We start from the raw sequence: 23,135 nt of genomic DNA, 5'->3' as shown, positions 1-23,135 counted from the left end.
ACAAAGCTGCTCGAGCTTCGCAAGGATCAGGCAGCCATCAACGTCGTCCTGGGCCATAGCGGCAATCTCTTCGATGCTCTGGCGAGAGCCATTGACACCCTTCTGTCATGGCAACCGCGGAAATAGCTGCGTGGCAGACCTGAGCTCAGCCGACAATCGACGCCGGACCTATTGATGCGCGGCGTGGCGGATCAGTCCATAAAGATTATGATGCCGCCCCAGCAGACGCGCCCCTTCTATGGACAAATGCCCCGTATCTCGAAACAGGAATGTCTCACCGATCCGCGTGTCGCATACGGTTTCACTGCAAATCAAAGGCTCCAATGAGACGACGGGCACCTCAGCGCTCAATTCCTTGAGAAAATCTAGAACCATGCGGCTGAGCCGATGGATTTCGGTCACCGGGAAATCGCATGCCCCGGCGGACTGGTCACGCAATGCTGCTTGAACCAGACACTGGCCGATATCCTCCCCCGTGACCGGCGGGGGCGAGACCACGACGAACTGCTTGCCCATGGCGCGGACCCGCTCGGCCGTCTTGCGCAGGGCGTCGGCCACAAGGTCGGGTCGCGGCGCTTGCTCCACTGTTCCGCCCCGCAAATAGACATCATTGAAGATCAGCCCCAACGGTGAGGAAACCACGACCGTCTGGATCGACGGCTGGGTTGCCAGCCAGTCCACAACCTGATCATTGAACGCGATGCAGCCCTCTGCCCAGGTGGCCGGATACTCCGACGTTACGACCGAGACACCGATTGCAGGGATGCAGACCGATTTTGTCATCTGGATCAATCCGCCGTCGACCTCGTGCATCAATGCGGGAACCAGATGCATGGCGAAACTGTCACCCCAGATGAGCACGGCGGGGGTGTCCGATGTGCGACACGCCGGATCAAGCGTGAAGCGCCCTTCGCAGACCTCCGACAGGCCAAAATTGGTTGCTACCTTTGCCTCAATCTCGGCCGGGGTCAGGGCGTCGTTTTCGGGGTCCGGCAAGCGGCGGACTATTTCGGCCGTGCTGGGCAAGGCGATCGCCGCAATGACGACGCCCGCGGTCAAGCCGCGCAGGGGCACCACCGCATCCCGCCCGCGCCTTCGGAACGGCACCTCGACGAACCGATAGGTCAACCACGCCAAGAGCATCGTCAAACCCACCAAGGCCGTCAGCATTCCCCAGTTCAGATTCCCGCCAAAGTGTAAGCGTGCGAAAACGAGGATCGGCCAATGCCACAGATAGGCTGAGTAGCTGATCAAACCGATGCTTCGCGGCAGGGCAGATCCCAGCACCTTCCCCACAAGGGTTCCTTCTGCCGTGGCGATCAACACGACCCCCCCAACGACGGGCGCCAGCGCCCACAACGAAGGCATCGCAAAGCCATCATCCAGAGCAAAAAGCGAACCCACAACCAGCGCAAGCCCGAAAGCAGCCGCAAATTGACGCCGCATCGAATCCGCTTTGCGTCGCACAGCCGTAAGCCGGGAAGCCTCTTTCGCCAGAAGCGCGCCCGCCAGCAACTCCCAGGCCCGTGAAGGCAGCAGGTAAAAGTTGGCCGATGGCGCATTGCGTGAGAGATACTCGCTCAACCCTAAGCTCAGCAGGGCCAAGCCAAGCAATACGACAAATACGGCTCGTGGGGCCACGCGCCACACCAGCCAGAGCACCAATGGGAATACGAGATAAAACTGCTCTTCCACCGCAAGGGTCCAGGTGTGAAGCAGAGGCTCTTGTTCTGCCGCAGGCATGAAATACCCCGCGCGCGACCAAAACAGGAAATTCGACGCAAACCCGATGATGGCCATAATGCTCATGACAAAGTCGGCCTGTCGGGACGGCAGCATCAGGAACGCTGCAAAAGGTATGGTCGCGGCCACGACGACGAACAGCGCTGGCAAGATTCTGCGGGCCCGGCGCTCGTAGAACTGCGCCAGGGACACCCGCCCCTCAGCCGACAGATCGCGCAGCAACAAGGACGTAATCAAATAGCCGGAGATCACGAAGAACAAATCGACGCCGAGATAGCCGCCCGGCATCAACCGGGGGTCCACGTGAAACAGGATCACCGCGATCACCGCAATCGCACGCAACCCGTCAATGTCGGGACGATAGCGCAACTCAGCCTTGCCATCGGCGCCGATCACGCTGTTGACCCGTCCCACGTCATGGGGCTGTCCCATGGTCCGCTTGTCCTTGCATCACAGCCGTCCAGAGTAGCTTATCGACGGGCGCACATCATATAAAGCTTAATCTATTGAGCAATACCGCCAAAGCCCATTGCCCAATGGGGAACGGATGCGCATTCTGGTGGCACAGGAGGACGCAGAGATGTCCATTCTACCAATTGCGCTCAGGCACATCGCCGAACGCGCGACGCTTATCCTTGGCCTGATCTCAGGCGCCCTGCCCCATGCGACCTGCGCGCAACAGCAGCCCCGGCCTACGGTGCTTCTCACCTTCGACGTAGAGGAGCCGGGCGATGCGGCGCTTCTCGAAGCGCTAAACATCGACGTTCCAGCCACCTACTTCTTCACCGGCGACTATGGCGGCCAGTTCCCTGACCTCGTTCGTGGTTTGGCCAAGGCGGGCAACAGTATCGGCTCACATAGCCATTTCCACGATGATCTGACCACGCTAACCCCCCGGCATCTTGCGCTGGACCTCATTTTGTCGCGGATGACCCTTGAAGCCATCACCTGTCAGCCGGTCACATGGTTCCGCGCCCCCTATCTGGCCTATAACGACAGAGTAATGCGGGGGGTCGCAAACGCAGGCTATCTGGCAGACAGTTCGGACAAGCTGCCATGGCCCGTCAACGCGATATTGCCCGAACTGGCCATCACGGTGCATGACGGACGTTTGGTCTCGGACATTGATGCGCTGGAGCCGATGGATGGCTCCGCGCCGCCTGGTCTGCCTTTCCTCATCGCCGCGTTCGACTACCAGCGGCAACGTGGCTTGCCGTTCGTGGTGTTGATGCACCCACGCGTCATCGGACCGCGGCCGGACGTGCTTCATGGATTGATTGATCATGCCCGTGCTGCGGGGGCCCAATTTCTGACCGCGGATGCATTCATGCAGCAGGCACAGACGGGCGGCCCGCGAAATTCCCTTCGGTTGCCGCGCCAACCGCAGGCAGCAGAAGTCGCCGCTGTGCGACGTGCCGTCATCCAGAATGGCATTACAGATCTCATACTGCCCTCGGCTCCGACCTCCGCCCTCGGGAGCGACGCCGCAGCCCAAAGCGACAGCGAACTATCGACTGCGCCGCCCAGACTCCCCGCCCATCTTGCTGCGTTACGCGATCACGGGGTTCGCCTGCACCTCGAGCTTGATATGCGTGAGGAAAAGCCTGCAGCGTTGCTCGATCAGGTGACGGTGCGATCTATTGCGGCACGGGCCGCCAATCTCGCACGTGATCCTTCCGTTGATGGGCTGGTGCTGGTCGGACTTGGCCAGTCCAGTGTCCGCGACGGTTTGACAGAAGACACGTTGGACCAGTTCGGGGCTGATACCGGGCTTGTCGGACTGACGATAAATACGGTCATGCATACGGCCTATCTCAAGTGGGTCTATTGGCGGGCAGATCGTCTCACAACGCTCGTGAACGGCGCAGCGGGTGCCGCTCGAGGGGCGACCGACCGTAGAATCAGCATCGCCGTCGCGGTCTCTGCCGATCTGCTTTTGGACTTCGCCGAGATCGAAATCGCCGCTCTCGACCTGCCAGAACTCGCGCACCTGCTGGACGCGGTCATCCTTGAGGTTCCACGCGATGCCGCCCTGCAACCGCAACTGCTCAGACGCCTGCGGCTGGCAGCCACCGTTCAGACTGGCGACACGGACGTGTTCGTGCAAAGGGCCGAACCCGTTGCAATAGGTCCAGAATTTCCAGCCGCGAGCCTGTTTCATGCAGGCGACCGAGCCGCCGGATCAGATGAGACCGCGCGCGAAATACGCCAGCCTTGCAACAGCTTCGAGGGGCATTGGTCGTTCGACTGATGCAAAGATGACGCGCTGCATCAGCGAACTTTTGCGGATGCCATTCAAGGCGACTGGACCCCAGCTTGTTGCCCCCCTAAATTAACCGTGCCTTAAGGTTTCGGGCCAATAACAACAGCACGTCACGTCGGCCGGGATCGAGCAGTGAACGATCCCAGAATGCCAAATTTCAACCCAACTATTGTCGCAATTCATGCGTCAATTGGTTGCGTCCAAGAGGGTCTCTTCGGCGCAAGGCGCATCGAGCCTAAGCAACTTGCCGGTGCGGGAAATAGAAGCAGAGGGACAGAATATTGAATACCTTAGGTGCATTCTTGCTCGCGCTCCAGTCTATGGAGTCGGGCGGTGACTATCAGATTGTCAACAGCCTGAACTATCTTGGCGCCTACCAGTTCGGTGAGGCCGCGCTGACCGATCTAGGCTTCGTGCACTACGACGGCAATGCCTATGACAACAACTACAGCGGCGGTTGGACCGGCAAACATGGCGTCCGCTCAGCGAGCGACTTCCTTCGCAGCCGCGATGCGCAAGACAAGGCCGCGTTCGAATGGGTTGATCTGTTGTGGTCCTATGCCGAGATTCATAACATAGATCACTTCGCATGGACCGAGGTCGGAGGATCCGAGCTGACGCCGTCAGGGATGATTGCGGCGATGCACCTGCTGGGGCCCGGCGCGCTTGCTCAATATATTGCAAGCAATGGCACTGCGGACCTGCGCGATCCCTATGGGACGCCCATCGTCACCTACATCACCACATTGGCCGATTATGAGATGCCTTTCGCGCCGGTTCGTCCGTCCAGCTAAAGGCAATCGCGTTCTCCACGTCAATCGACGACTCTGCCTCTCGCATTCGCGATCGACGACGCGGCCTGCCCGACGGCCGCTTCCGTCGCTGCCGCCTCGCTCCAGAGCGACAAGGTCGCCCCGGTCCGATTCAGCTTGTTCCATCCCGCGGTTGTCCCCGTCACGGCCTGGGCCAAGGCCCGAAGCGTCGAGACATAAAGCAGTTGCCGGTATCCGAAGCGCAGGATTGGAACAAGTGCCAGCAGTTTCCAGTCGAAGCGTTTCTCAAACCAGAATGCCACCAACGTGTTGCCTACATCGAGCACTGTCAGGGCAAAATATGCTGCAAACAACCCGATCGGCACGGAGGCAAGAAGCGCAGGGCCGCCTGTTGCAAGCGCCCAGAGCCCCTGCCCCAACAACAGCAGCAGCAAAAAGTCCACCAGCGGCGCGAAGATCGACGAGACCACGCCGAACCAGATCGCGTCAATGATCGAGATATAGCCAACGGTTCGCCCTTCGACGATCGCACCGCGGTGTTTCCAAGAGGTTTGCAGCATCCCGAAGGTCCACCGCAGGCGCTGCCGCATGAAATCGCCCACGGATGAGGGCGCTTCCGTGACCGAGCGGGCCTGCTCTTGAAACACCACGCGGTAGCCGGCCCGGTGGACCGCCACGGTCAAATCCGCGTCTTCGGTCACGGTGTTTCCGGAAAATAATTTTGCCTCTCGGACGGCTTGCGTCCGCCACGCGCCAACAGCACCGGGTACGACGAGAATGCCTTCGAACACCTCTTGCGCGCGGCGCATCACGCTTTGGCTGACCAGATATTCCAGGGCCTGACATCTGCCCAGAAACGAGCCGCGATTGCCGACCTCGACGACGCCAGCCACCGCGCCCACGCTCTCATCCTGAAACTGCTGCACCAACCAGCCGATGGTCTCGGGTGTAAAAATGGAGTCCGCGTCAGCGATGAGAAAATACGGCGTGTCGAGGACCTCAAGGCCGCGGTTCGCTGCCGCCCACTTGCCCCCGTTCGCCTGCCGCACCAAGGTCACCTGGTTGTCATGGCCGAACGCCTCTTCGACAACCAAGTGGGTGTCGTCGGTCGATCCGTCATCAACCACGACCACTTTCAGGTTTTGATAGTCGGCCCCGAGGATGGACTGAATACAATTCTTAATGACCTTGGCTTCGTTGTAGGCCGGGATCAGCACGGTCACCGGTGGCGCCCACTTCGGATTGAAGTCATCTTTGGGCCGCCGCAGCAGCGACAAGCCAAGATAGACCACCGACCGGGCAGCCGAGTAAATCAGAAACCAGAAAAATATGGTGTTCAGCTCATCATTGGCAAACGCGAGCACGGCGAAGACGGCACTTGCGGCTAACGGAACAGCGGGGTCCGCCAACCGGGGCATGGCGCTTTCACGGTTTAGCCCGGCGACCTGAACCAAAGGTTGGAACTGATACGCCTGCAGCGTCAAATTCTTTAGCAAATCCGGCAAATCGCGAAGGACCGCATCCCAGTCAGACGGCCCCGCCACGATCGAAATCCGGTCATGCGCGGGTGGGGGCACGGCACCAATCTGGTCGGTCGCTTCCGTGGGAAACGGCCTGTGACGCGCATCGTGAACCGGCACCAGAGGCACGTAGCCCGCGTCCAGCAATGGCGCTGCTGTCGCTGCAATCCCGGTCCAGTCACCGACTGTGCCAGCTTCGACAACGCGTGCGCCAAAGCCCGTACGCTCCTGCATCAGGGCTTGCCGGAAATTGTCACCGATCCGTTGCCCGCGACTGACATGCGGCAAACGATCCGGCTGTTTCAGGCCAACCAGATGCCCTGCGGCAACCACCTCTTGAACCAGCTCGCGCTGGCGCAGCAGGTCGGAGGTCTCAAGCAGAAAGGTTGCTTCGATATTAGCCGTCGCAAGAAGTCGGGCCAATGCCGGCCAGTGGCGTTGCGGCGGCAGTGCTGCAAATGACAGGCTCAGCACATGGTCATCCTGTCCGCCCCCCTGGGTCAGCCCAGCCGGTGTGGGCAAATCCGCATAGTCAGCCTCAACGATCAGACCGGTTTTGCGGTCCACCTCGACAGTGCGGCGCCCGGGAGCCGGCAAAGCAGCGGCGCGGATTACCGGACCTTCGCCCTGAATCCGTACCGCCGTATCCATTCGGATGGGCGCTTCCAAAGCGGCCTGCACGGACTGCGGTCTTTGGAACAGCGACCAGATCGAAGGATCTTCTGCCCCCAGTGGCCAGACCGCCAAGCGCTGATCAGGACCAATCTGGGCAATCTGGTTTTGCAACGCGACCGCATCTGGAATCCAGGTCTCGATCACGCCTTCGCCGCCAACAACAAACCGTGTACGGGCGGCATTGGCCCAGGGTACGAAAACCACAGGCGCGGCCTGATCGGCTGCGGCTGTCATCGTCCGGATATAATCTGCCTCTTGCAAACCGCGCTGTCCGCTCCTCCAGGAAAACCCCCGAGTGGCCAGCGCGACCACGCGTTTGTCTGCCGGCACCAGTGCAGCGATACGGCTGCTGGCGTCATGAAACCAGTCACGCGGCGCGGGGGGCTGGCCCGGACCGCTGGGCCGCCGGAACAGCTGTACCACGGCCAGATCCAGCATCTCGACAAGGGTCGAACTTTCCCAAAAGGTCGCCTCGGCCGGTCCGATCAGACAGCGTGTGCCGGCCCCCGCAAGCGCCGTGATGGCGGCGACGACGGTCGCGTCTGGCAGCGCATCCTGCGATGACAAGTCTAGGCACAGTCCGGCGTTTGGCTGCTCGGAAATCAGGCTAAGCCGAAATGCCAAACCCGACAGAAAGGCCGGATCGGAAAGCGTCTTTGCGGCTTGATCCGGGTCCAACCAATGCCCCAGCGATAGAACCGGAATAACCTTTGGCCCCGGTTGAGGGTTGGCTGCATCGCCCACCAGCCGCAGGGTGCCTTGCCAATCTTCAAGCAACCAGGTTTCCGCTAAGACCGTCGAGATCGCTGCGCAATTGCGCGCCAGAGACGACCGGGCGGCGGCGTCATCTGCTGGCAGATAGGCCAAGACTTCGGGCGTTGAAACCGCGCTCGGGGCGCTACAGCCGTTTTGTTCGTTTGCGAATTCCCACCGAACCGCTGCGTCTGCGGGCCCCGGCATACTGTCAGCGCCGGATCGTATCGACCTCTCGGATACAGCCTTGAAGCTATTTAACGCGACTTGCTCGTTCGAGACGGCATTCTGCAAGGGTGCCATACTGACAAGGTGAATCCAGAACAAGAAGACGGTCACTGAAACCAGTGCACCTATCGTGCCACAAACTATGGCAAAAAGATCTCTACGAAATCGGGTTCTGGCTTCGAACACCGGAACGTTGGACAGTTCTGGTTCCACGCAAGTCAATTTCCTTTCTCAGGGGTGGCAGAATCCTCCCCCCCCGGGCAGCAGCACATAAGACATGAAACAAGGCGAGCACGATAAGGCTGTATGGAGAAACACTTTTTTCGCTATACTTCTCCTTTTATACAGGTCTGAACGATGGGCTGGAAACAATCTTGATTTTTGGCATGAAGGTTTAAGCAATGCGCGTATCCCGCCGAACTCTCTTGGCCCAAGGCATCGCGTCGGTCCCTGCCATCGCAGCGACGCGGCTTTGGGCTCAGGCGGAATCAGCGCTTTTGACGCTTGTCTTTGACGGGCTGGACGAGGCGCAAGCCGGGATCGGCCCCGCCGCGCTTGATGCGTTTGTAAAGCGCGGCTTGCCCGTTGCAGCCATAGGCCACGGCAGCTCTGAACTCTCCGACATCGTCGCCGACAATGCTGGTCTGCTCGAGTTTTTGACCCCTGCGCCCGCGCTATCCGGCACATCCCGCTATACTCAAATGCGCGGCGCCGACCGCGCGCGAGCCAGCCTGATCGACAGCCGTACCACGCCTGCGCCTGCCACGGGGCTGATCACCTTTGGCGAGCCCGACGGGTTCGATCTTCCAGCCTTTCGCGCCTCGGGCTTTCGCAGCCTGCTGGCTGTCAACGGCAGCCTGCCCGTTGCAGCGATACCCCAAGGACGCGGGCAGATTCTGTTGCAAGGCGGGGCGGTGCTCGACCTGTCGCCGTCCGGGCCGTCGCTCGAAGATCAGATTTCGGCTTTGTTGCAATCCGGCGCGATTGCCGTTGCTGTCTTGCCTTTCAAGACACTGTCCACCGACAACATGGCCGACCGCCTGGTCGAGATCGAAGCCCTTGCCGACCGTCTGGTGGCCAGCACCCGCACCGGCGAAATCATACTGATGCAACCGATTGATTATTTGCTGCAAGCCAGCGCGGGTCTGTCACGCTGGATTGCCGTTGCAATTCAGGCGAGCCCACGCAGTGAAGCCGCGGCCGAGGCCTTGCTCAGCCAATTGGCCCGCCGCGGGATTTCGGCGACCTTGGTCGCTGCATCCGACCTGCTTGAGCGTCTCGGCCGCCCCGACGACTGTATCATGGCGGACCCCATCAACACTGCAGCCGTCGTGACGCGCTGCCTGCAACCGCGTGAGACCGAGGTGGTGGCGGGCAATCCGGCAGACATCGTGCTGCATCCTCCGGACGCTGATCGCCAACACACCGGAGTGCGAAACGATGGTCGCCTGCATATCGCATCCGAAACGCTTGCTGACGTTTTCGCACAGCGCAGTCCGGTGGCCGACGCCGTGCTCTATCTCCGGGCAGAGGATTTCCCCGCGCAAAGAAATCGCGATGCTCTCATCCGCCGTCTTCAACGGTTGGTTGCCGACGGCGGCGTGCACTACCGCACGTTGACTGACTGGGCCGATTATATTCAGGCGCCTGACCCGCTACGTGCCCGATATCTTTCCGCACGCCGGCGGGCCGCCACGGATCCGGGCCGCAGCCCAAATATGATGACCAAGGCCGAGCGCGCTGAATTCATGGCGGATGCCCGCGCTGCATGGGCCTATATCGACGCCCTGACGGATGGTGACACCGGCCATGTCATTCCGACGATCTCACTGGGTGCAAAGCGCACAAGCAACGTCGAAATCACACTTTGGGACAGCGGAAGCCAGATCAACGGCAGTCTGTCAGCCGCCCGCATCGGCTTGATTTCACCTGACGACTGCGCGGAACGGATTGGCAAACTTGTCGCCAACATACCCAGTTTGCAGATCGGCGGCAGTCGCTTGCCGCCAGCGATTTTCGCCTCGGATACGCTTGAGGCCTTGCGCCCGGATTTTGATGTCTGTGACCTTGGCCGCTTTCTGCTCGCACTCGACAACGCCGTATGGCAAGGCGTCATGACGCAGGACGCCGCCGATGCCGTCATCAGCCCTTGGGACATTGATGCCGCCGTGCGCGACGGCCGTCTGCATAGTTTCCGTTCCGGCCGCTGGGAAGATATCACGGTGTCGCACTGCACCGACTATATCCGCCCCGCGTTCCACCGCCGTGGCCTGATGGTTGAAAACCTCTACCCCGAGCAGGGCGACGCCTCGGAAACGGACTGGCAGATGGCGATGCTGTCGCGGGCCGCCGCAGCCGGTCCGATCGGCACGGAGCCGTTTTTGCTTGCGCAGGTCGAAGGTGCGAGCAGCCCGGCCTCGAAGCTTATCTCGGATGTGTTGTTCGACGCACAATTGGAGTGGTTCGAAGCCACGGACAGGTTCCGCTTCATGTCCGAAACCCCGCTCGACCGCCCGCCGTGGTTCGTCTACCAGGGGTTAACTCTTGACGTCCTCGGGCCGGACGCATGGACAATCAACAGCGTCGGACGGGCGAGCAGCTTCCAAACCGACGCAGCTCGCAGCTCTGCGGAGGTGATCGTTGCCAAAGCGGTCTATCTTTGGCGCGCAAAATCGGCGCATCCCTACACCGAGGCGGCAGTGCAGAAAATCCGCAGGCAATGCCGCCGCGAAGGCAAAGGCTTTACAGTTGGCGTCTACGCACAACCCGACGCGCCCATGTCAGATTACTTTGACATCAACTCCAACGGTATCATTCTGTCCGCACTCGCTTCTATCCTCGACCACGGCCGGACGCCTCACCGCCCCTGATAGCTTACGACGTAATATACGAAGTTTGAGCTCGAGCCACTGAAGCCGCGAAAGAAAATAAGCGCGGAGTTCAAACCAGCATAACTTCGACCCCCGTCAGAACACGTCCAGATCGACCCTGAAGGCAAAGCATGAACTTTTTTGTGTAATGTCAGAGATGTAAAAGGCGCAACAGCCTGTAACATTTTTGGATGACTGGCTTGGTCGTCCTGCCCCTCAGAACCACGCCTCTGCCTTCCGGATCAGGACGTTTTGGTCTGCTCGGCCCAGGCTGCTAGTATTCTGCGGATCATCTCTGGCCTGGTAGGAAAGTCGGCTGCGTTGCGGCAGGCGTCATCGAGCATCTGCAACATGCTCTTCTCCAAGCCCTGCCCTAATCACAGCGATCTGTAAAGGAGATCCCTATGACTACCGGTTCCAATATTACAGTGTTGCCGACGGCTCAAACGGGTTCGGCCCGATACGCCAAATCCCTCCCCGGCCAGCTCGACGCCGTTCTGTGCACGATCGACAGGCCGCAGGCCACATGGGCGACTACTTGAAGGCCATGGCGACGGTCGTGGCCGAAGCTATGACGCGCGTGCCGTCGGCGATCTTCTTCGACGAGCTCGACAGCTTCGGCACGCGAACCCGCGATCCGGGTTCGAAGTTGAGCCGCTACATGACAGCGGTGATCAATGACCTGCTGCAACAGCTCACCCGGCTGAACGCCGCGGAAGGCGTCATTGTCATCGCCGCAACGAACCATCTGGACCAGACCCCGAGATTCCCATTGACGACGCCGTCGTCACCAGTCTGCTCGGCAGATCCGGCGCAAATCTCGCCCACATCGCTCGGGACGCAAAGGCCCGGGCGCGCCGCGCGCGGATGCCCCTGACCGCAGGGCACCTCCAGCAGACGGTCGCAGACCACGCGCCCCCGGTTTGTGATGAACACCTCCGCCGGATCGCGACCCGCGAGGCCGGCCACATCGTGGCCGCCGCGGTCCTCGATCTTCCCCTGCCCGTTCGCGCTCGCATCACTCCGAACGGGGGCGAGGTCCTGCGCCCTGCCCGCCCGAGCTACACCGCCGAGATCATCAAGAAAGAACTCGTCTGTCTCATGGCGGGTCGCGCCGCTGAACAATTCCTGATCGGTGATGTCTCATCCGGGTCCGAATCCGGCCAGCAAAGCGACCTGGAACTCGCAACAGCCCTGCTGGTCGCGCAGGAGTATTAGTGGGGGCTTGGGGCGAGCAACCTCATCTACACGCCGATGGCGACGTGCCAATGGCATGGCTTGAGCGAACCGCGACGGCAGGTGATCAATCACCGTTTGAGAGCGGCGGAGGCACAGGCGCGGAAGCTGCTGGCCGAACACAAGGACATGTTGGTGCGCGTTGCAGAAGCCTTGCTGAACGAGCACGAGTTGAACAGGATGAGAATCGACGCGCTCTTGAACCCTCTTGGCTCAATTCGGAACCCAGGACCACGCGAGCAATCCGGCAAATAAATCCAAATGGTACCTTAATAGGTACCTCGCCCAAGCAAGAGGGAGAGACCTTATGATATATCAATCACTTGCAAAGAAAAAGTGGCGGAGACGAAGGGATTCGAACCCTCGAGACCCTTTAGGGGCCTACTCCCTTAGCAGGGGAGCGCCTTCGACCACTCGGCCACGTCTCCACCGATGCGTATAGACAAGCAAACGCAGGGAATACAAGGCCAGATTGGGGTTTATCGAAAAAACCTAACAACGCCCAGAAAACCCGTTCGACGGGCGCCGGCAAGGAGGATCGCGGCAACTGGCTGTGGGCGTGGGCGCTGGCCGTTCCGGCCGGGTCGGATGCGATCGAAGTGACCAAGACGTTCATCGAAAAGCACCTCTGCGGAGTACACCGCACTGGTCGCCGAGGGGCCGATCATCGTCCGGATGTTTCCACCGACTTCCGCGAAATCTCCGGGGAGATCCTCAAGGCTGCGCGGATGGATGGGGCCAGCCTGGACGAAGATATCCGCTATGTGTCGGGCCCCCTGGACGGGCTCGCGCTCGAGGTTGCCCTGTGGTGCCGCTATTGCGCCGAGAGCGAGGCGCTGGACGATCCGCGCGGCGAAGCGTTGCGCGCTGCGGCCCGGCGCGCACGCCAGACCCCGGCGGCTTTTCTTGCATTGACCGAGGTCTTCGGTACCCTCGGCCAGAACGAACGATTTGCCCATGCCTTCGCGCGGCAGGTCGAAGCGGTCTGGGCCGGTGATGTGCGCTCGGTGCTGCGCAGGGCCTTGGACGGAGACGCGGTTTGATATGATCCTGTGTTGCGGTGAAGCCTTGATCGACATGCTCCCGGCCGCGACGGCGGACGGGCAGACCACCTTTGTCCCCCACGCCGGTGGCGCGGTCTTCAACACGGCCATTGCGCTGGGGCGTCTGGGGGCGGACGCGAGCCTGCTGACCGGTCTCTCGACGGATATGTTCGGTGCGCAACTGGTCGCGGCCCTGGCGGACAGCCATGTCGACACCGGCTTGGCGGTGCGGTGCGACCGACCCTCAACGCTGGCCTTTGTGCAATTGGTCGACGGGCAGGCCCGCTACAACTTCTACGACGAAAATTCCGCCGGACGGATGTTGACCGGCGCCGACATGCCCGCCGTGCCGGATCAAGTCAGCGCGCTTTTCTTCGGGGGCATCAGCCTTGCCTGTGAACCCGCCGCGGATGCCTATGCCGCTGCTCGCGCGCGAGGGCGGACCCCGCGCGGTGATGCTGGACCCGAACATCCGGCCCGGTTTCATCGAAGACGCCTCGCGCTATCGCGCGCGGCTGAATGCTATGTTGGCGCACACCGATATCGTGAAGGTCTCCGACGAAGATTTGGCCTGGATCCTGCCCGGTAGCGCCTCCGAGGCCGAAAGGGTCGCCACACTGCGCGAGCGCGGACCCGCTGTGGTGATCGTCACCCGCGGTGGCGACGGGGCCACCGGCTATCTCGCGGACGGCGCACAGGTGCAGGTCTCCGCCGCGCAGGTCACGGTCGTCGATACTGTCGGCGCGGGTGATACGTTGAACGCGGGCGTTCTGGCGCAGCTGGCCCGGATGGGGCACCTGAGCAAAGACGCGCTGGCGTCGCTCTCAGGCGATGCGTTGCAACAGGCGATGACCTTTGGCGCAAAGGTGGCCGGCGTCACCGTCTCGCGCGCGGGGGCCAATCCCCCCTGGTCGCAAGACCTCTGACGGCAATCTGTTTCGACGCACCGACGATGTCGTCGACGCCCTGCCCGCCATTTCATTTCCAACGTTGCGCGGAACCTGCGCGCTCTCGCGGGGGTTGGGGCTATGATTGGTACGAAAGGGCGTCAGATGATCCGGGAAGGCACCAGGGTGAAATGGGACTGGGGCAAGGGCACGGCCACGGGCAAGGTCGCGGAGACCCATGCGCGCAAGATCACCCGCACCATCAACGGCTGCGAGATCACCCGCAACGGCAGCGACGACGACCCCGCACTGGTCATCAAACAGGACGACGGTCAGACCGTCCTGAAGCTCAAGTCCGAGGTCGAGCGCGCGGACTAGGCCGCTTCAGGTATTGAACAGGAAGTGCAGCACGTCGCCGTCCTTGACGATGTAGCCCTTCCCCTCGGCCCGCATCTTGCCCGCTTCTTTCGCCGCCTGCTCACCGCCCAGCGTGACGAAATCGTCGTAGGCGATGGTCTCGGCGCGGATGAAGCCCTTCTCGAAGTCGCCGTGGATCACGCCCGCCGCCTTGGGCGCGGTGGTGCCCTGCCGGATCGTCCAGGCGCGGGCCTCTTTCGGGCCGACGGTGAAATACGTCTCGAGGTTGAGCAATTCGTAGCCCGCCTTGATCAACCGGTCGAGGCCCGCCTCGTCCAGCCCCATTTCCTCAAGGAACATCTGCGCTTCGTCGTCGTCGAGCTGGCTGATCTCTTCTTCGATCTGGGCCGAGATGATGACGTGGGAATTGCCCTGCGCCGCCGCCATCTCCGCCACTTTCGCGGAATGGGCATTGCCTTCGGCGGCCTCGGCCTCGCCCACGTTGCAGACGTAGAGCACGGGTTTGGTCGTCAGCAGTTGCAGCATCTTCCAGGCTTTGCGGTCCTCGTCGTCCACCTCGACCACGCGGGCGGGCTTGCCGTCTTCCAGCGCCGCTTTCGCCTGTTCCAGCAAACGCACCTGCTGCACGGCGTCCTTGTCGCCGCCCTTCACCTTGCGCACAAGGTTCTGGAGCCGCTTCTCGATGCTTTCCAGATCGGCCAGCATCAGCTCGGTTTCAATGGTTTCCGCATCGGCGACCGGGTCCACGCGGCCGTCCACGTGGGTCACGTCCCCGTCCTCGAAACAGCGCAGCACGTGGGCAATGGCGTCGGTCTCGCGGATGTTGGCCAGGAACTGGTTGCCCAGACCTTCGCCCTTGCTGGCCCCTTTGACCAGTCCGGCGATGTCCACAAAGGTCATTCGCGTGGGGATGATCGACTTGGACTTGGCGATTTCGGCCAGTTTATCAAGGCGCGCGTCGGGCACCGCCACCTCGCCGACGTTGGGCTCGATGGTGCAGAAGGGGAAATTCGCCGCCTGCGCCGCTGCGGTGCGGGTCAATGCGTTGAACAATGTCGATTTGCCGACGTTCGGCATGCCGACGATACCCATTTTAAAACCCATGGCGACGCTCCTTTGCGATAAACATGGGGCTTCTAGGCTGCGCGGCGCGACACCGCAAGCGGTCCTGTGGTATAAGTGCTGAAGGAGGACCCCGCCATGCCTGTGATTCCCTATCTGACGTTCAACGGCACCTGCCGCGAAGCGATGACATTCTATGCCGATGTGTTCGGCACCAGGATCGACATGCTCATGCCCGCGGGCGACATGCCCGATTACGATGTGCCGGACGCGCAAAAGGACCTCATCGCCCATTGCAGCATTCAGGTTGCGGGCGGAGAAATCTATGCTTCGGATGCATTGATGGGCGAGGCCGAGGCAATGGCCGGAAGCTCGGTCATGGTCTCCTTGCCCGGCTTTGACACCTGCAAGACCGCCTTTGACAGATTGGCCGAGGGCGGCGCGGTCGAGATGCCGTTTCAGGAAACCTTCTGGGCCAAGGGCTTCGGTATGGCGACGGACCGCTTCGGCACCAAGTGGATGATCTCGACCGAGGAGGCCCCTGATCAAAGCTGAGCCACGCGCCCCATTGATTTTCCCCGCCCATTCGCGCACAGACACCTGAGCACATCGCACGGGACGGTCAGGGGAACGAACATGAGCAGAATCGACGCCAAATTCGCAGAGCTGCGCGACGCCAACAAAAAGGCTTTCGTGGCCTATGTGATGGCGGGTGATCCGGACTTCGAGACCTCGCTCAACATCGTCAAGGGCCTGCCCGCCGCCGGTGTCGACATCATCGAACTGGGCCTGCCCTTCACCGACCCCATGGCCGACGGCCCGACGATCCAGCTGGCCGGTCAGCGGGCGCTGGAGCACGGCATGACGCTGGAGCAGACGCTGCAGATCGCGCGGGAATTGCGCAAGACCGACGACCGCACTCCGATTGTGCTGATGGGCTACTACAACCCGATCTATTCGCGCGGCGTCGATCAATTCCTCAGCGATGCGAAAGCGGCCGGGATCGACGGGCTGATCATCGTGGACCTCCCCCCCGAGGAGGATGACGAACTGTGCCTTCCCGCGCAAAAGGCCGGTCTGAATTTCATCCGTCTGGCGACCCCCACGACCGACGACAAACGCCTGCCCAAGGTGCTGCAGAACACCTCGGGCTTTGTCTATTACGTCTCGATCACCGGGATCACCGGCGCAGCGGCAGCGCAGGCCGCCGACGTCGCCCCCGAGGTTGCGCGCATCAAATCCGCGACCGATCTGCCCGTGATCGTGGGCTTCGGCGTACGCACACCCGAGACCGCGAAAGACATAGCGGGCGTGGCCGACGGCACGGTCGTAGGCTCGGCCATCGTCGAGAAGATCGGCGCGGGCGAAAGCGTGGAGGACGTGCTGGCCTTCGTCAAATCCCTGGCCGACGGCGCACATTCCGCCTGATCCCGACCGGGCCCCGCCTGCGCGGACCGCCCGGACACGCCCCCGAACCCACAAGGCCCCGCCATGGCTGTCATCACCACCATCGACGATCTGAAACGGCTGCACAAACGGCGCACGCCGAAAATGTTCTACGACTATTGCGAAAGCGGGTCGTGGAGCGAGCAGACCTTCCGCGAGAACACCTCGGATTTCGACCTGATCCGCCTGCGCCAGCGGGTGGCCGTGGACATGAGCAACCGCAGCACCGCCAGCCAGATGATCGGGGAAGAGGTGGCCCTGCCGCTCGCCCTTGCCCCCGTCGGCCTGACGGGGATGCAGCGCGCCGATGGAGAGATCAAGGCCGCCCGTGCGGCAGAAACCTTCGGCGTGCCCTTCACGCTCTCGACCATGTCGATCTGCTCGATCGAGGACGTGGCCGAACACACGCGCAAGCCGTTCTGGTTCCAGCTTTACGTCATGCGCGACGAAGAGTTCGTCGACGGCATCATCGAACGCGCCAAACGCGCCGGCTGTTCGGCGCTGGTGTTGACGCTGGATTTGCAGATCCTCGGCCAGCGGCACAAGGACCTCAAGAACGGGCTGACCGCCCCGCCCCGCCTAACACTGCCGGTGATGGCCGATCTGGCGACGAAATGGCGCTGGGGGCTTGAGATGCTGCGGACCGAGCGCAAAACCTTCCGCAACATCGTGGGCCACGCCAAGGGCATCGACACGATGGACTCGCTCAACGAATGGACCGCGGCGCAATTCGACCCGCGCCTCGATTGGGAAAAGATCCGTCAGATCAAACGCAAATGGGGCGGCAAGATCATCCTCAAGGGGGTGCTCGACGTGGAAGACGCGAAGATGGCGGCCGAGGTCGGCTGCGATGCGATTGTCGTCTCGAACCACGGCGGGCGGCAATTGGACGGGGCGCTGTCCTCGATCCGGATGCTGCCCGGCATCCTGCGCGCCGTAGGCGACCGCGTCGAAGTGCTTTTGGACAGCGGCATCCGCAGTGGACAGGACGTGCTCAAGGCACTGGCGCTGGGGGCCGATGGCGTGATGATCGGCCGCGCCTATATCCACGGGCTGGGCGCCATGGGCGAAGCGGGGGTGACCACCGCGCTCGAGATCATCCGCAAGGAACTCGACACCACCATGGCACTCTGCGGCAAACGCGACGTCGCCGATCTGGATCGCAGCGTTCTGCTGGTGCCCGAGGACTTCGAAGGACGCTGGGCGTAAAACCCGCCCCGCGGCGCACGAATCCCCTTTCCAAACGACCCGCCCTCGCCTATACGCGCGACTTCATTGGGGCCGTTCAGGGTCCTGACATGGCAAAGTGGGTCGTCAAGAGAGTTGGACGACGCGCGAATTGAAAGGATAAGCCAAATGGCCAACCAAGTTCCAGATTTCACCGCAACCCTGCGCACCGACACCGGCAAGGGCGCCGCCCGTCAGGCCCGCCGCGACGGCCTTGTGCCCGGCGTGGTTTACGGTGGCGGCGAAGACCCCATCGCGATCAACGTGCCGTTCAACGAGCTGATCAAGAAGCTGAAAGCCGGGCGGTTCCTGTCCACGCTGTTCAACCTCAAGGTCGACGGTCAGGACGATGTCCGCGTGATCTGCCGCAACGTGCAGCGTGACGTGGTCAAGGACCTGCCGACGCACCTCGACTTCATGCGCCTCAAGCGGACCACCAAGATCAACCTGTTCATCGGCGTCGAGTTCGAAAACGAAGAGGTTTGCCCCGGTCTCAAGAAGGGCGGCATCCTGACCGTCGTCCGCCCCGAGGTCGAGCTGGTCGTCACCGCCGGCGACATCCCCGAGCGTCTGACCGTGGACCTGAGCGAAGCGCAGATCGGCGACACGATCACCATCTCCTCGATCGAGCTGCCCAAGGGGGCCAAGCCGACCATCGACCGTGATTTCGTGATCGCGAACATCCAGGCGCCGTCCGCGCTGACCTCCGCTGACGAGGATGACGAGGACACCGCAGCCGACGAAGTTCCGACCACGGAAATGGGTCCTCCGGACGGCGAATAAGCCCGACCGGCCAGACCTGACAAACACAGGGGCGCACCGATCGGTGCGCCCTTTTTTTTTTGCGGCGCGTTTGCCTGCGCCGTGTCTCAGGCGGTTTTAGGAAGGGCGAGCACGTCCTGCGCAAGGCCCGGACGGGCCAGATGATACCCCTGCCCCATTTCGATCCCGATGGTGCGCAGGGTGCGCAGCTCTGCTTCGGTCTCGATCCCTTCGGCCACCACCCGTGCGTTGGTATCCTGCGCGAAGCGCACCATGGCGGAAGCCAGAGACCGCCGTGCAAGATCCTTGTCCACATCGTGGGTCAGGGACATGTCCAGCTTGATGATATCGGGGTGCAGGCGGATGATCTGTTGCAACCCCGAGTAGCCCGCGCCCGCGTCGTCGATGGCGATCCGCACGCCAAGCTCACGCAGCCGGTCGATGGACAGCAGCATCGCGTCGATATCGCCGATCTCGGCATGTTCCGTGATCTCGATCACCACCCGCGCGCCGTCGTATCCCGCAAGCAAGGGCGCGATCTTGCCCGACGCCAGCGTCGCGGGCGAGGTGTTGACCGCAAGGTAGCTCGCGTCCGGCAGGCGCGGTAGAAGGGTCAGCGCCGCCTCGATGACGCGCAATTCGAGCGAGACCTGCAACCCCGCCTCGGCCGCGTCGTCGAACCAGATATTGGGCGGACGGTACGGCGTCGGCGAGAAGCGGCACAGCGCTTCAAACCCCGTGGTGCTTTGATCGCGCAGGGATTTGATCGGCTGCAGGGCGATGTCAAAGGCTTGATGATCCAGCACCTTTTCGATGGCCAGCCGTTTCGCCCGCACCGCCGCCTCAACCCCCAGCCGCCGATTGATCTGGTCCGACGAGAGCGAAGCAAAGGCCCGTAACACTTCCAGGTCACGGGAATTAAGCGTTGGACAGGGGGCACGGTCAAAGCAGCAGAACATCCCGTAAAGCGAGCCGTCGGGCCGCGTGATCGGGATGCTGACCTGCGCGCGCACGGCGATGCTTTGCAGCACCGGCAGCCCCTTCATCTGCGGGTAATCCTCGATATCCGCGATCATCGGCGGCAGATGGCCAAGCCAGACCTGCCGGCTGATCGTATCGGCAAAGGGCAGCGACCGCCCCACGTCGACCACATCCTCAAGCCCCGGCGCGATCACCACCTCAAAGATCAACTGGTCCCCCGCCACCCGCGCGAGATAGGCGACCTCCATCCCCAGATGGGCCCGCGCGAAGGACAGCGCATTGGCGATCAGGTCCCCGTCCGCGCCGGCCATCCGCGGCACAATGCCGGCTGCAATATGGTTCACGTCGGACATGGAACTCCTCGGGGCGTTTGCGGCGACAATGCCCCTTTTACCTCAACAAAGGGTTACCAATCCGCGCGCAGGCGGGTGACATTTACCCCGCCGCGCGATGATCCCGCGGCGCAATCAGGGGCTGGGCGGCCGCGTGCAGGACCGCTATAAGCCGCGCCATGAAACTTTTTGTCGGCCTTGGAAATCCCGGCGCGAAATACGCGCAGAACCGTCACAATATCGGCTTCATGGCGCTGGATCGAATCGCCGCCGATCACGGCTTTGCGCCATGGCGGGCGAAGTTTCAGGGCCAGTTGAGCGAAGGGCGGCTGGGGTCCGAGAAGGTGATGCTTCTCAAGCCTGCGACCTTCATGAACCTGAGCGGTCAATCCGTGGGCGAAGCGATGCGGTTCTTCAAACTCGACAGCACGGATATCGTTGTTTTCCATGATGAAATCGACCTCGCCCCGGCCAAGGTCCGGCTTAAGTCCGGCGGGGGGCATGCGGGGCACAACGGGCTGCGCTCGCTGCACCAGCATATCGGCCCGCACTATGACCGCGTGCGGCTCGGCGTGGGGCATCCGGGCCACAAGGACCGCGTTCCCGGCTACGTGCTGAGCGATTTTGCCAAGGCCGATCAGGACTGGCTGGACGACGTGCTGCGCGGCATATCCGATGGCGCGCCCCTGCTGGCCGAGGGGGACGGGCCGAAATTCCTCAACGCTGTGGCCCTGCGCGTGGCGCCGCCGCGTTCTTCAACCTCGCCCAAGCCGAAACAGGCGCAACCGGCCAAGCCCGCGCCCGAGACGCCGGACACGCCCGACGACCGCTCCCCCTTGCAAAAGCTCGCGGACCGGTTCCGCTGAGCGTGCAGGCCGCCTAAAGCGCCGCCGCATCAACGGCTTGCCGCCCGTCACCCCCCGTGTCAGGCTGCGAATAAAGCGGGGGAGGCACGCGATGAGGACGATGGCAAAACGGATCGGTCTGGGCCTGTTGATCGTGGGGATCGGTCTGGCGATTCTCGGGTTTTGGCACAAGGAGCGGATAAGCCGCTTGCTCGCCGTGAACTCGCTGTTCGCCGAGGACCGCATCGTGGCCAATTTCACCGCCATGGGCACGATGTTTGACAGCGCCGAGGTGTCCCGCGATCCCGCGATCACCCACGCGCTGAGCCGCGGCGCACCGATGCAAATCCCCGACGGGTTCGACGTCTGGACCGAGGCGCGGGCGGTCACCGGTATCGTGGTGCTCAAAGACGGTGCGATCCGCCATGAGAGCTACCCCCTCACCGCGCCGGACGAAGCCGCGCCGGAAACCTCATTGCGGATTTCCTGGTCGGTCGCCAAGTCCTTCCTGTCGGTGCTTCTGGGCATCTTGCACGAGGACGGAACGATCCCGGACCTCGACGCGCCGGTGGTGCGCTACGCGCCCGCGCTGGACGGCTCCGCCTATGAGCGCGCCAGCATCCGCGACGTTCTGCAGATGTCTTCGGGCGTGACGTTCAACGAAGATTACCTCGACTTCTGGAGCGATATCAACAAGATGGGGCGAGTTCTGGCGCTTGGCCAGTCAATGGACGGCTTCGCGGCAGGACAGGACGAAAGCTTCACCGCCCCTGGTGAGCAGTGGCAATATGTCAGCATCGATACCCATGTGATTGGCATGGTGATCCGGGGCGCCACTGGCCGCTCGATCCCGGATCTCCTGTCTGAAAAGGTCATTGCGCCGCTGGGGCTGTCGCAGACGCCCTATTACGTGACCGACGGGCACGGGGTGGCCTTCGTGCTGGGCGGGCTAAACCTCACCACCCGCGACTATGCGCTGTTCGGGCAGATGGTGGCAAACGGGGGGACTATCGCGGGCACCCGCATCGTTTCCGAGGGTTGGATCGCGGAAAGCACCGCAGCCAGCGCCCCCACCGCCCCCGGAGAGATCGGCTATGGCTATCAATGGTGGGTGCCCGTGGGCGCGACCGAAGGCCAATTCATGGCCCGGGGCATCTATGGGCAATATATCTACATCGACCGCCCACGGGGCGTCGTGATCGCCGTGAACGGGGCCGACCGTTCCTTCCGTGACCCGGGCGTGGCCGAGGCAAACGTCGCCATGTTCCGCCAAATCGCCGAGGCTTTGGACTGATGCAGAAAGACCCGTCCCTCAACGTTCTGGGCGCGCCCCTGCGGCCCTGCTCCACCGATCCGATGACAGGCTATTTCCGCACCGGAGCCTGCGACACCTGCGCCGAAGACGCGGGCAGCCACACGGTCTGCGCGGTGATGACGGCCGAGTTCCTCGCTTATTCGAAATACGTCGGCAACGATCTGAGCACGCCGCGGCCCGAGTTCGGCTTCCCCGGCCTCAAACCCGGTGACAGCTGGTGCCTCTGTGCCGCGCGCTTCCTGCAGGCCCACGACGAAGGTTGTGCGCCGCAGGTCAATCTTGAAGCGACCCATCAGAGGGCGTTGGAAATCGTGCCGTTTGAGGTGTTGGAGCGCTACGACAGCGCGGGCGACTAACCCTCGATCGCTTTGATCATGTCGACGCGGGTGGCGTGGCGTCCGCCCTCGAACGGGGTGTCGAGAAAGGCATCGACCACCTCAAGGGCAAGCCCCTCGCCCACCACGCGCGCGCCAAGTGCTAGCATGTTGGCGTCGTTGTGGGCGCGGATCATCCGGGCCGAAAACGTGTCCTGACAAACGCCGCAGCGGATACCGTCCACCTTGTTGGCCGCCATCATGATCCCCTGCCCGGTGCCGCAGACCACGATCCCCAGATCGCAGTCGCCTGCGGCAACCTTGCGGGCCGCAGCCTCTCCGTGTTTGGGGTAATGGGTGCTCTCGGGAATGTCGGGGCCGATATCCTCAACCTCGTGGCCCTTTTCGGCGATGTGCTTGGCAATCGCCTGACGCAGGTCAATCGCGGCGTGGTCACTGGACAGAACGATGCGGGCCATGGG

Annotated in this window: 19 protein-coding genes, 1 tRNA gene and 1 pseudogene; 15 read left to right on the top strand and 6 right to left on the bottom strand. The window is 62.3% G+C overall.

Going from position 1 to position 23,135, the window contains the following annotated elements:
- Window positions 1-168 precede the first annotated feature (168 nt).
- Complete coding sequence (locus tag DC363_RS16120; RefSeq protein WP_108642185.1) at window positions 169-2,175, bottom strand: acyltransferase family protein; 2,007 nt, start codon at window positions 2,173-2,175, stop codon at window positions 169-171.
- 115 nt (window positions 2,176-2,290) lie between these two features.
- On the opposite strand from DC363_RS16120, the gene DC363_RS16115 reads away from it, so the two are divergent.
- Window positions 2,291-3,994 (top strand): polysaccharide deacetylase family protein, encoded by a 1,704-nt coding sequence (locus tag DC363_RS16115; RefSeq protein WP_108642184.1) that lies wholly within the window; start codon window positions 2,291-2,293, stop codon window positions 3,992-3,994.
- Between the two features lie 293 nt (window positions 3,995-4,287).
- Window positions 4,288-4,800, top strand: coding sequence for a hypothetical protein (locus DC363_RS16110; protein ID WP_146180808.1), 513 nt, complete (start codon window positions 4,288-4,290; stop codon window positions 4,798-4,800).
- A gap of 20 nt (window positions 4,801-4,820) precedes the next feature.
- On the opposite strand, the gene DC363_RS16105 is transcribed toward DC363_RS16110, so the two are convergent.
- Complete coding sequence (locus DC363_RS16105; protein ID WP_146180807.1) at window positions 4,821-8,168, bottom strand: glycosyltransferase; 3,348 nt, start codon at window positions 8,166-8,168, stop codon at window positions 4,821-4,823.
- 365 nt (window positions 8,169-8,533) lie between these two features.
- Between DC363_RS16105 and DC363_RS16100 the strand changes: the two genes are divergently transcribed.
- From DC363_RS16100 to DC363_RS16090, 3 genes are all read left to right on the top strand, one after another.
- Window positions 8,534-10,825 carry a DUF3131 domain-containing protein gene (locus DC363_RS16100; protein ID WP_158270895.1) on the top strand — a complete coding sequence of 764 codons (2,292 nt, stop codon included), beginning with the start codon at window positions 8,534-8,536 and terminating at the stop codon, window positions 10,823-10,825.
- Window positions 10,826-11,351: 526 nt separating this feature from the next.
- On the top strand, window positions 11,352-11,702 hold the full coding sequence (locus DC363_RS16095) for an AAA family ATPase (RefSeq protein ID WP_108642180.1): 351 nt from the start codon (window positions 11,352-11,354) through the stop codon (window positions 11,700-11,702).
- Window positions 11,693-12,043, top strand: coding sequence for a hypothetical protein (locus DC363_RS16090; RefSeq protein ID WP_108642179.1), 351 nt, complete (start codon window positions 11,693-11,695; stop codon window positions 12,041-12,043). Before DC363_RS16095 ends, DC363_RS16090 begins: the two co-directional genes overlap by 10 nt.
- Before the next feature lie 355 nt (window positions 12,044-12,398).
- Here the strand turns inward: DC363_RS16090 and DC363_RS16080 are convergent.
- A tRNA-Ser gene (locus DC363_RS16080) sits at window positions 12,399-12,489 on the bottom strand.
- 300 nt (window positions 12,490-12,789) lie between these two features.
- Here DC363_RS16080 and DC363_RS16075 point away from each other — a divergent pair.
- The 3 genes and pseudogenes from DC363_RS16075 (at window position 12,790) to DC363_RS16065 (ending at window position 14,369) form a co-directional block, all read left to right on the top strand.
- Window positions 12,790-13,104 carry a mannitol dehydrogenase family protein gene (locus DC363_RS16075; protein WP_108642177.1) on the top strand — a complete coding sequence of 105 codons (315 nt, stop codon included), beginning with the start codon at window positions 12,790-12,792 and terminating at the stop codon, window positions 13,102-13,104.
- A gap of 1 nt (window position 13,105) precedes the next feature.
- A pseudogene (locus tag DC363_RS16070) lies at window positions 13,106-14,030 on the top strand (carbohydrate kinase family protein).
- Window positions 14,031-14,156: 126 nt separating this feature from the next.
- On the top strand, window positions 14,157-14,369 hold the full coding sequence (locus DC363_RS16065) for a hypervirulence associated TUDOR domain-containing protein (protein ID WP_108642176.1): 213 nt from the start codon (window positions 14,157-14,159) through the stop codon (window positions 14,367-14,369).
- A gap of 6 nt (window positions 14,370-14,375) precedes the next feature.
- Here DC363_RS16065 and ychF read toward each other — a convergent pair whose 3' ends face one another.
- A complete protein-coding gene (ychF, locus tag DC363_RS16060; protein ID WP_108642175.1) occupies window positions 14,376-15,473 on the bottom strand; it encodes a redox-regulated ATPase YchF in 1,098 nt (365 codons plus the stop codon).
- Between the two features lie 96 nt (window positions 15,474-15,569).
- Here ychF and DC363_RS16055 point away from each other — a divergent pair, with 96 nt between their 5' ends.
- The 4 genes from DC363_RS16055 to DC363_RS16040 all read left to right on the top strand — a co-directional run bounded on the left by DC363_RS16055 (window position 15,570) and on the right by DC363_RS16040 (window position 18,887).
- On the top strand, window positions 15,570-15,986 hold the full coding sequence (locus tag DC363_RS16055) for a VOC family protein (RefSeq protein ID WP_108642174.1): 417 nt from the start codon (window positions 15,570-15,572) through the stop codon (window positions 15,984-15,986).
- An 81-nt stretch (window positions 15,987-16,067) separates the two neighbouring features.
- Complete coding sequence (gene trpA, locus DC363_RS16050; RefSeq protein ID WP_108642173.1) at window positions 16,068-16,859, top strand: tryptophan synthase subunit alpha; 792 nt, start codon at window positions 16,068-16,070, stop codon at window positions 16,857-16,859.
- Window positions 16,860-16,922: 63 nt separating this feature from the next.
- Window positions 16,923-18,086: an alpha-hydroxy acid oxidase gene (locus DC363_RS16045; RefSeq protein WP_108642172.1), complete on the top strand. Its 1,164-nt coding sequence runs from the start codon at window positions 16,923-16,925 to the stop codon at window positions 18,084-18,086.
- 147 nt (window positions 18,087-18,233) lie between these two features.
- A complete protein-coding gene (locus DC363_RS16040) occupies window positions 18,234-18,887 on the top strand; it encodes a 50S ribosomal protein L25/general stress protein Ctc (protein ID WP_108642171.1) in 654 nt (217 codons plus the stop codon).
- 86 nt (window positions 18,888-18,973) lie between these two features.
- Here the strand turns inward: DC363_RS16040 and DC363_RS16035 are convergent, their stop codons facing one another.
- The gene (locus DC363_RS16035; RefSeq protein WP_108642170.1) at window positions 18,974-20,200 is read right to left on the bottom strand and encodes a sensor domain-containing phosphodiesterase; all 1,227 of its coding nucleotides are present in this window, start codon (window positions 20,198-20,200) and stop codon (window positions 18,974-18,976) included.
- 158 nt (window positions 20,201-20,358) lie between these two features.
- On the opposite strand from DC363_RS16035, the gene pth reads away from it, so the two are divergent.
- The 3 genes from pth (at window position 20,359) to DC363_RS16020 (ending at window position 22,695) form a co-directional block, all read left to right on the top strand.
- Window positions 20,359-21,045, top strand: coding sequence for an aminoacyl-tRNA hydrolase (pth, locus tag DC363_RS16030; protein ID WP_108642169.1), 687 nt, complete (start codon window positions 20,359-20,361; stop codon window positions 21,043-21,045).
- Window positions 21,046-21,136: 91 nt separating this feature from the next.
- Entirely contained in the window at window positions 21,137-22,318 is a 1,182-nt protein-coding gene (locus DC363_RS16025) for a serine hydrolase domain-containing protein (protein ID WP_108642168.1), read from the top strand.
- A complete protein-coding gene (locus DC363_RS16020) occupies window positions 22,318-22,695 on the top strand; it encodes a DUF2237 family protein (protein ID WP_108642167.1) in 378 nt (125 codons plus the stop codon). Before DC363_RS16025 ends, DC363_RS16020 begins: the two co-directional genes overlap by 1 nt.
- Here the strand turns inward: DC363_RS16020 and rpiB are convergent.
- Window positions 22,692-23,132, bottom strand: coding sequence for a ribose 5-phosphate isomerase B (rpiB, locus tag DC363_RS16015; RefSeq protein WP_108642166.1), 441 nt, complete (start codon window positions 23,130-23,132; stop codon window positions 22,692-22,694). The two genes, DC363_RS16020 and rpiB, sit on opposite strands and share 4 nt — an antisense overlap.
- Window positions 23,133-23,135: the final 3 nt, after the last annotated feature.

Source organism: Thalassorhabdomicrobium marinisediminis, assembly GCF_003072065.1.
GTDB classification, from domain to species: domain Bacteria; phylum Pseudomonadota; class Alphaproteobacteria; order Rhodobacterales; family Rhodobacteraceae; genus Octadecabacter; species Octadecabacter marinisediminis.
The sequence above is the reverse complement of the archived record's forward strand: the minus strand, read 5'-3'. Positions and strand labels throughout refer to the sequence as shown.

Bases quoted from the DNA above. Each gene is read 5' to 3' on its own strand.
- DC363_RS16120 (WP_108642185.1), bottom strand. From the start codon at position 2,175: ATGGGACAGCCCCATGACGTGGGACGGGTCAACAGCGTGATCGGCGCC.
- DC363_RS16115 (WP_108642184.1), top strand. From the start codon at position 2,291: ATGCGCATTCTGGTGGCACAGGAGGACGCAGAGATGTCCATTCTACCA.
- DC363_RS16095 (WP_108642180.1), top strand. From the start codon at position 11,352: ATGGGCGACTACTTGAAGGCCATGGCGACGGTCGTGGCCGAAGCTATG.
- DC363_RS16090 (WP_108642179.1), top strand. From the start codon at position 11,693: ATGCCCCTGACCGCAGGGCACCTCCAGCAGACGGTCGCAGACCACGCG.
- DC363_RS16075 (WP_108642177.1), top strand. From the start codon at position 12,790: ATGGATGGGGCCAGCCTGGACGAAGATATCCGCTATGTGTCGGGCCCC.
- DC363_RS16065 (WP_108642176.1), top strand. From the start codon at position 14,157: ATGATCCGGGAAGGCACCAGGGTGAAATGGGACTGGGGCAAGGGCACG.
- ychF (WP_108642175.1), bottom strand. From the start codon at position 15,473: ATGGGTTTTAAAATGGGTATCGTCGGCATGCCGAACGTCGGCAAATCG.
- DC363_RS16055 (WP_108642174.1), top strand. From the start codon at position 15,570: ATGCCTGTGATTCCCTATCTGACGTTCAACGGCACCTGCCGCGAAGCG.
- trpA (WP_108642173.1), top strand. From the start codon at position 16,068: ATGAGCAGAATCGACGCCAAATTCGCAGAGCTGCGCGACGCCAACAAA.
- DC363_RS16045 (WP_108642172.1), top strand. From the start codon at position 16,923: ATGGCTGTCATCACCACCATCGACGATCTGAAACGGCTGCACAAACGG.
- DC363_RS16040 (WP_108642171.1), top strand. From the start codon at position 18,234: ATGGCCAACCAAGTTCCAGATTTCACCGCAACCCTGCGCACCGACACC.
- DC363_RS16035 (WP_108642170.1), bottom strand. From the start codon at position 20,200: ATGTCCGACGTGAACCATATTGCAGCCGGCATTGTGCCGCGGATGGCC.
- pth (WP_108642169.1), top strand. From the start codon at position 20,359: ATGAAACTTTTTGTCGGCCTTGGAAATCCCGGCGCGAAATACGCGCAG.
- DC363_RS16025 (WP_108642168.1), top strand. From the start codon at position 21,137: ATGAGGACGATGGCAAAACGGATCGGTCTGGGCCTGTTGATCGTGGGG.
- DC363_RS16020 (WP_108642167.1), top strand. From the start codon at position 22,318: ATGCAGAAAGACCCGTCCCTCAACGTTCTGGGCGCGCCCCTGCGGCCC.
- rpiB (WP_108642166.1), bottom strand. From the start codon at position 23,132: ATGGCCCGCATCGTTCTGTCCAGTGACCACGCCGCGATTGACCTGCGT.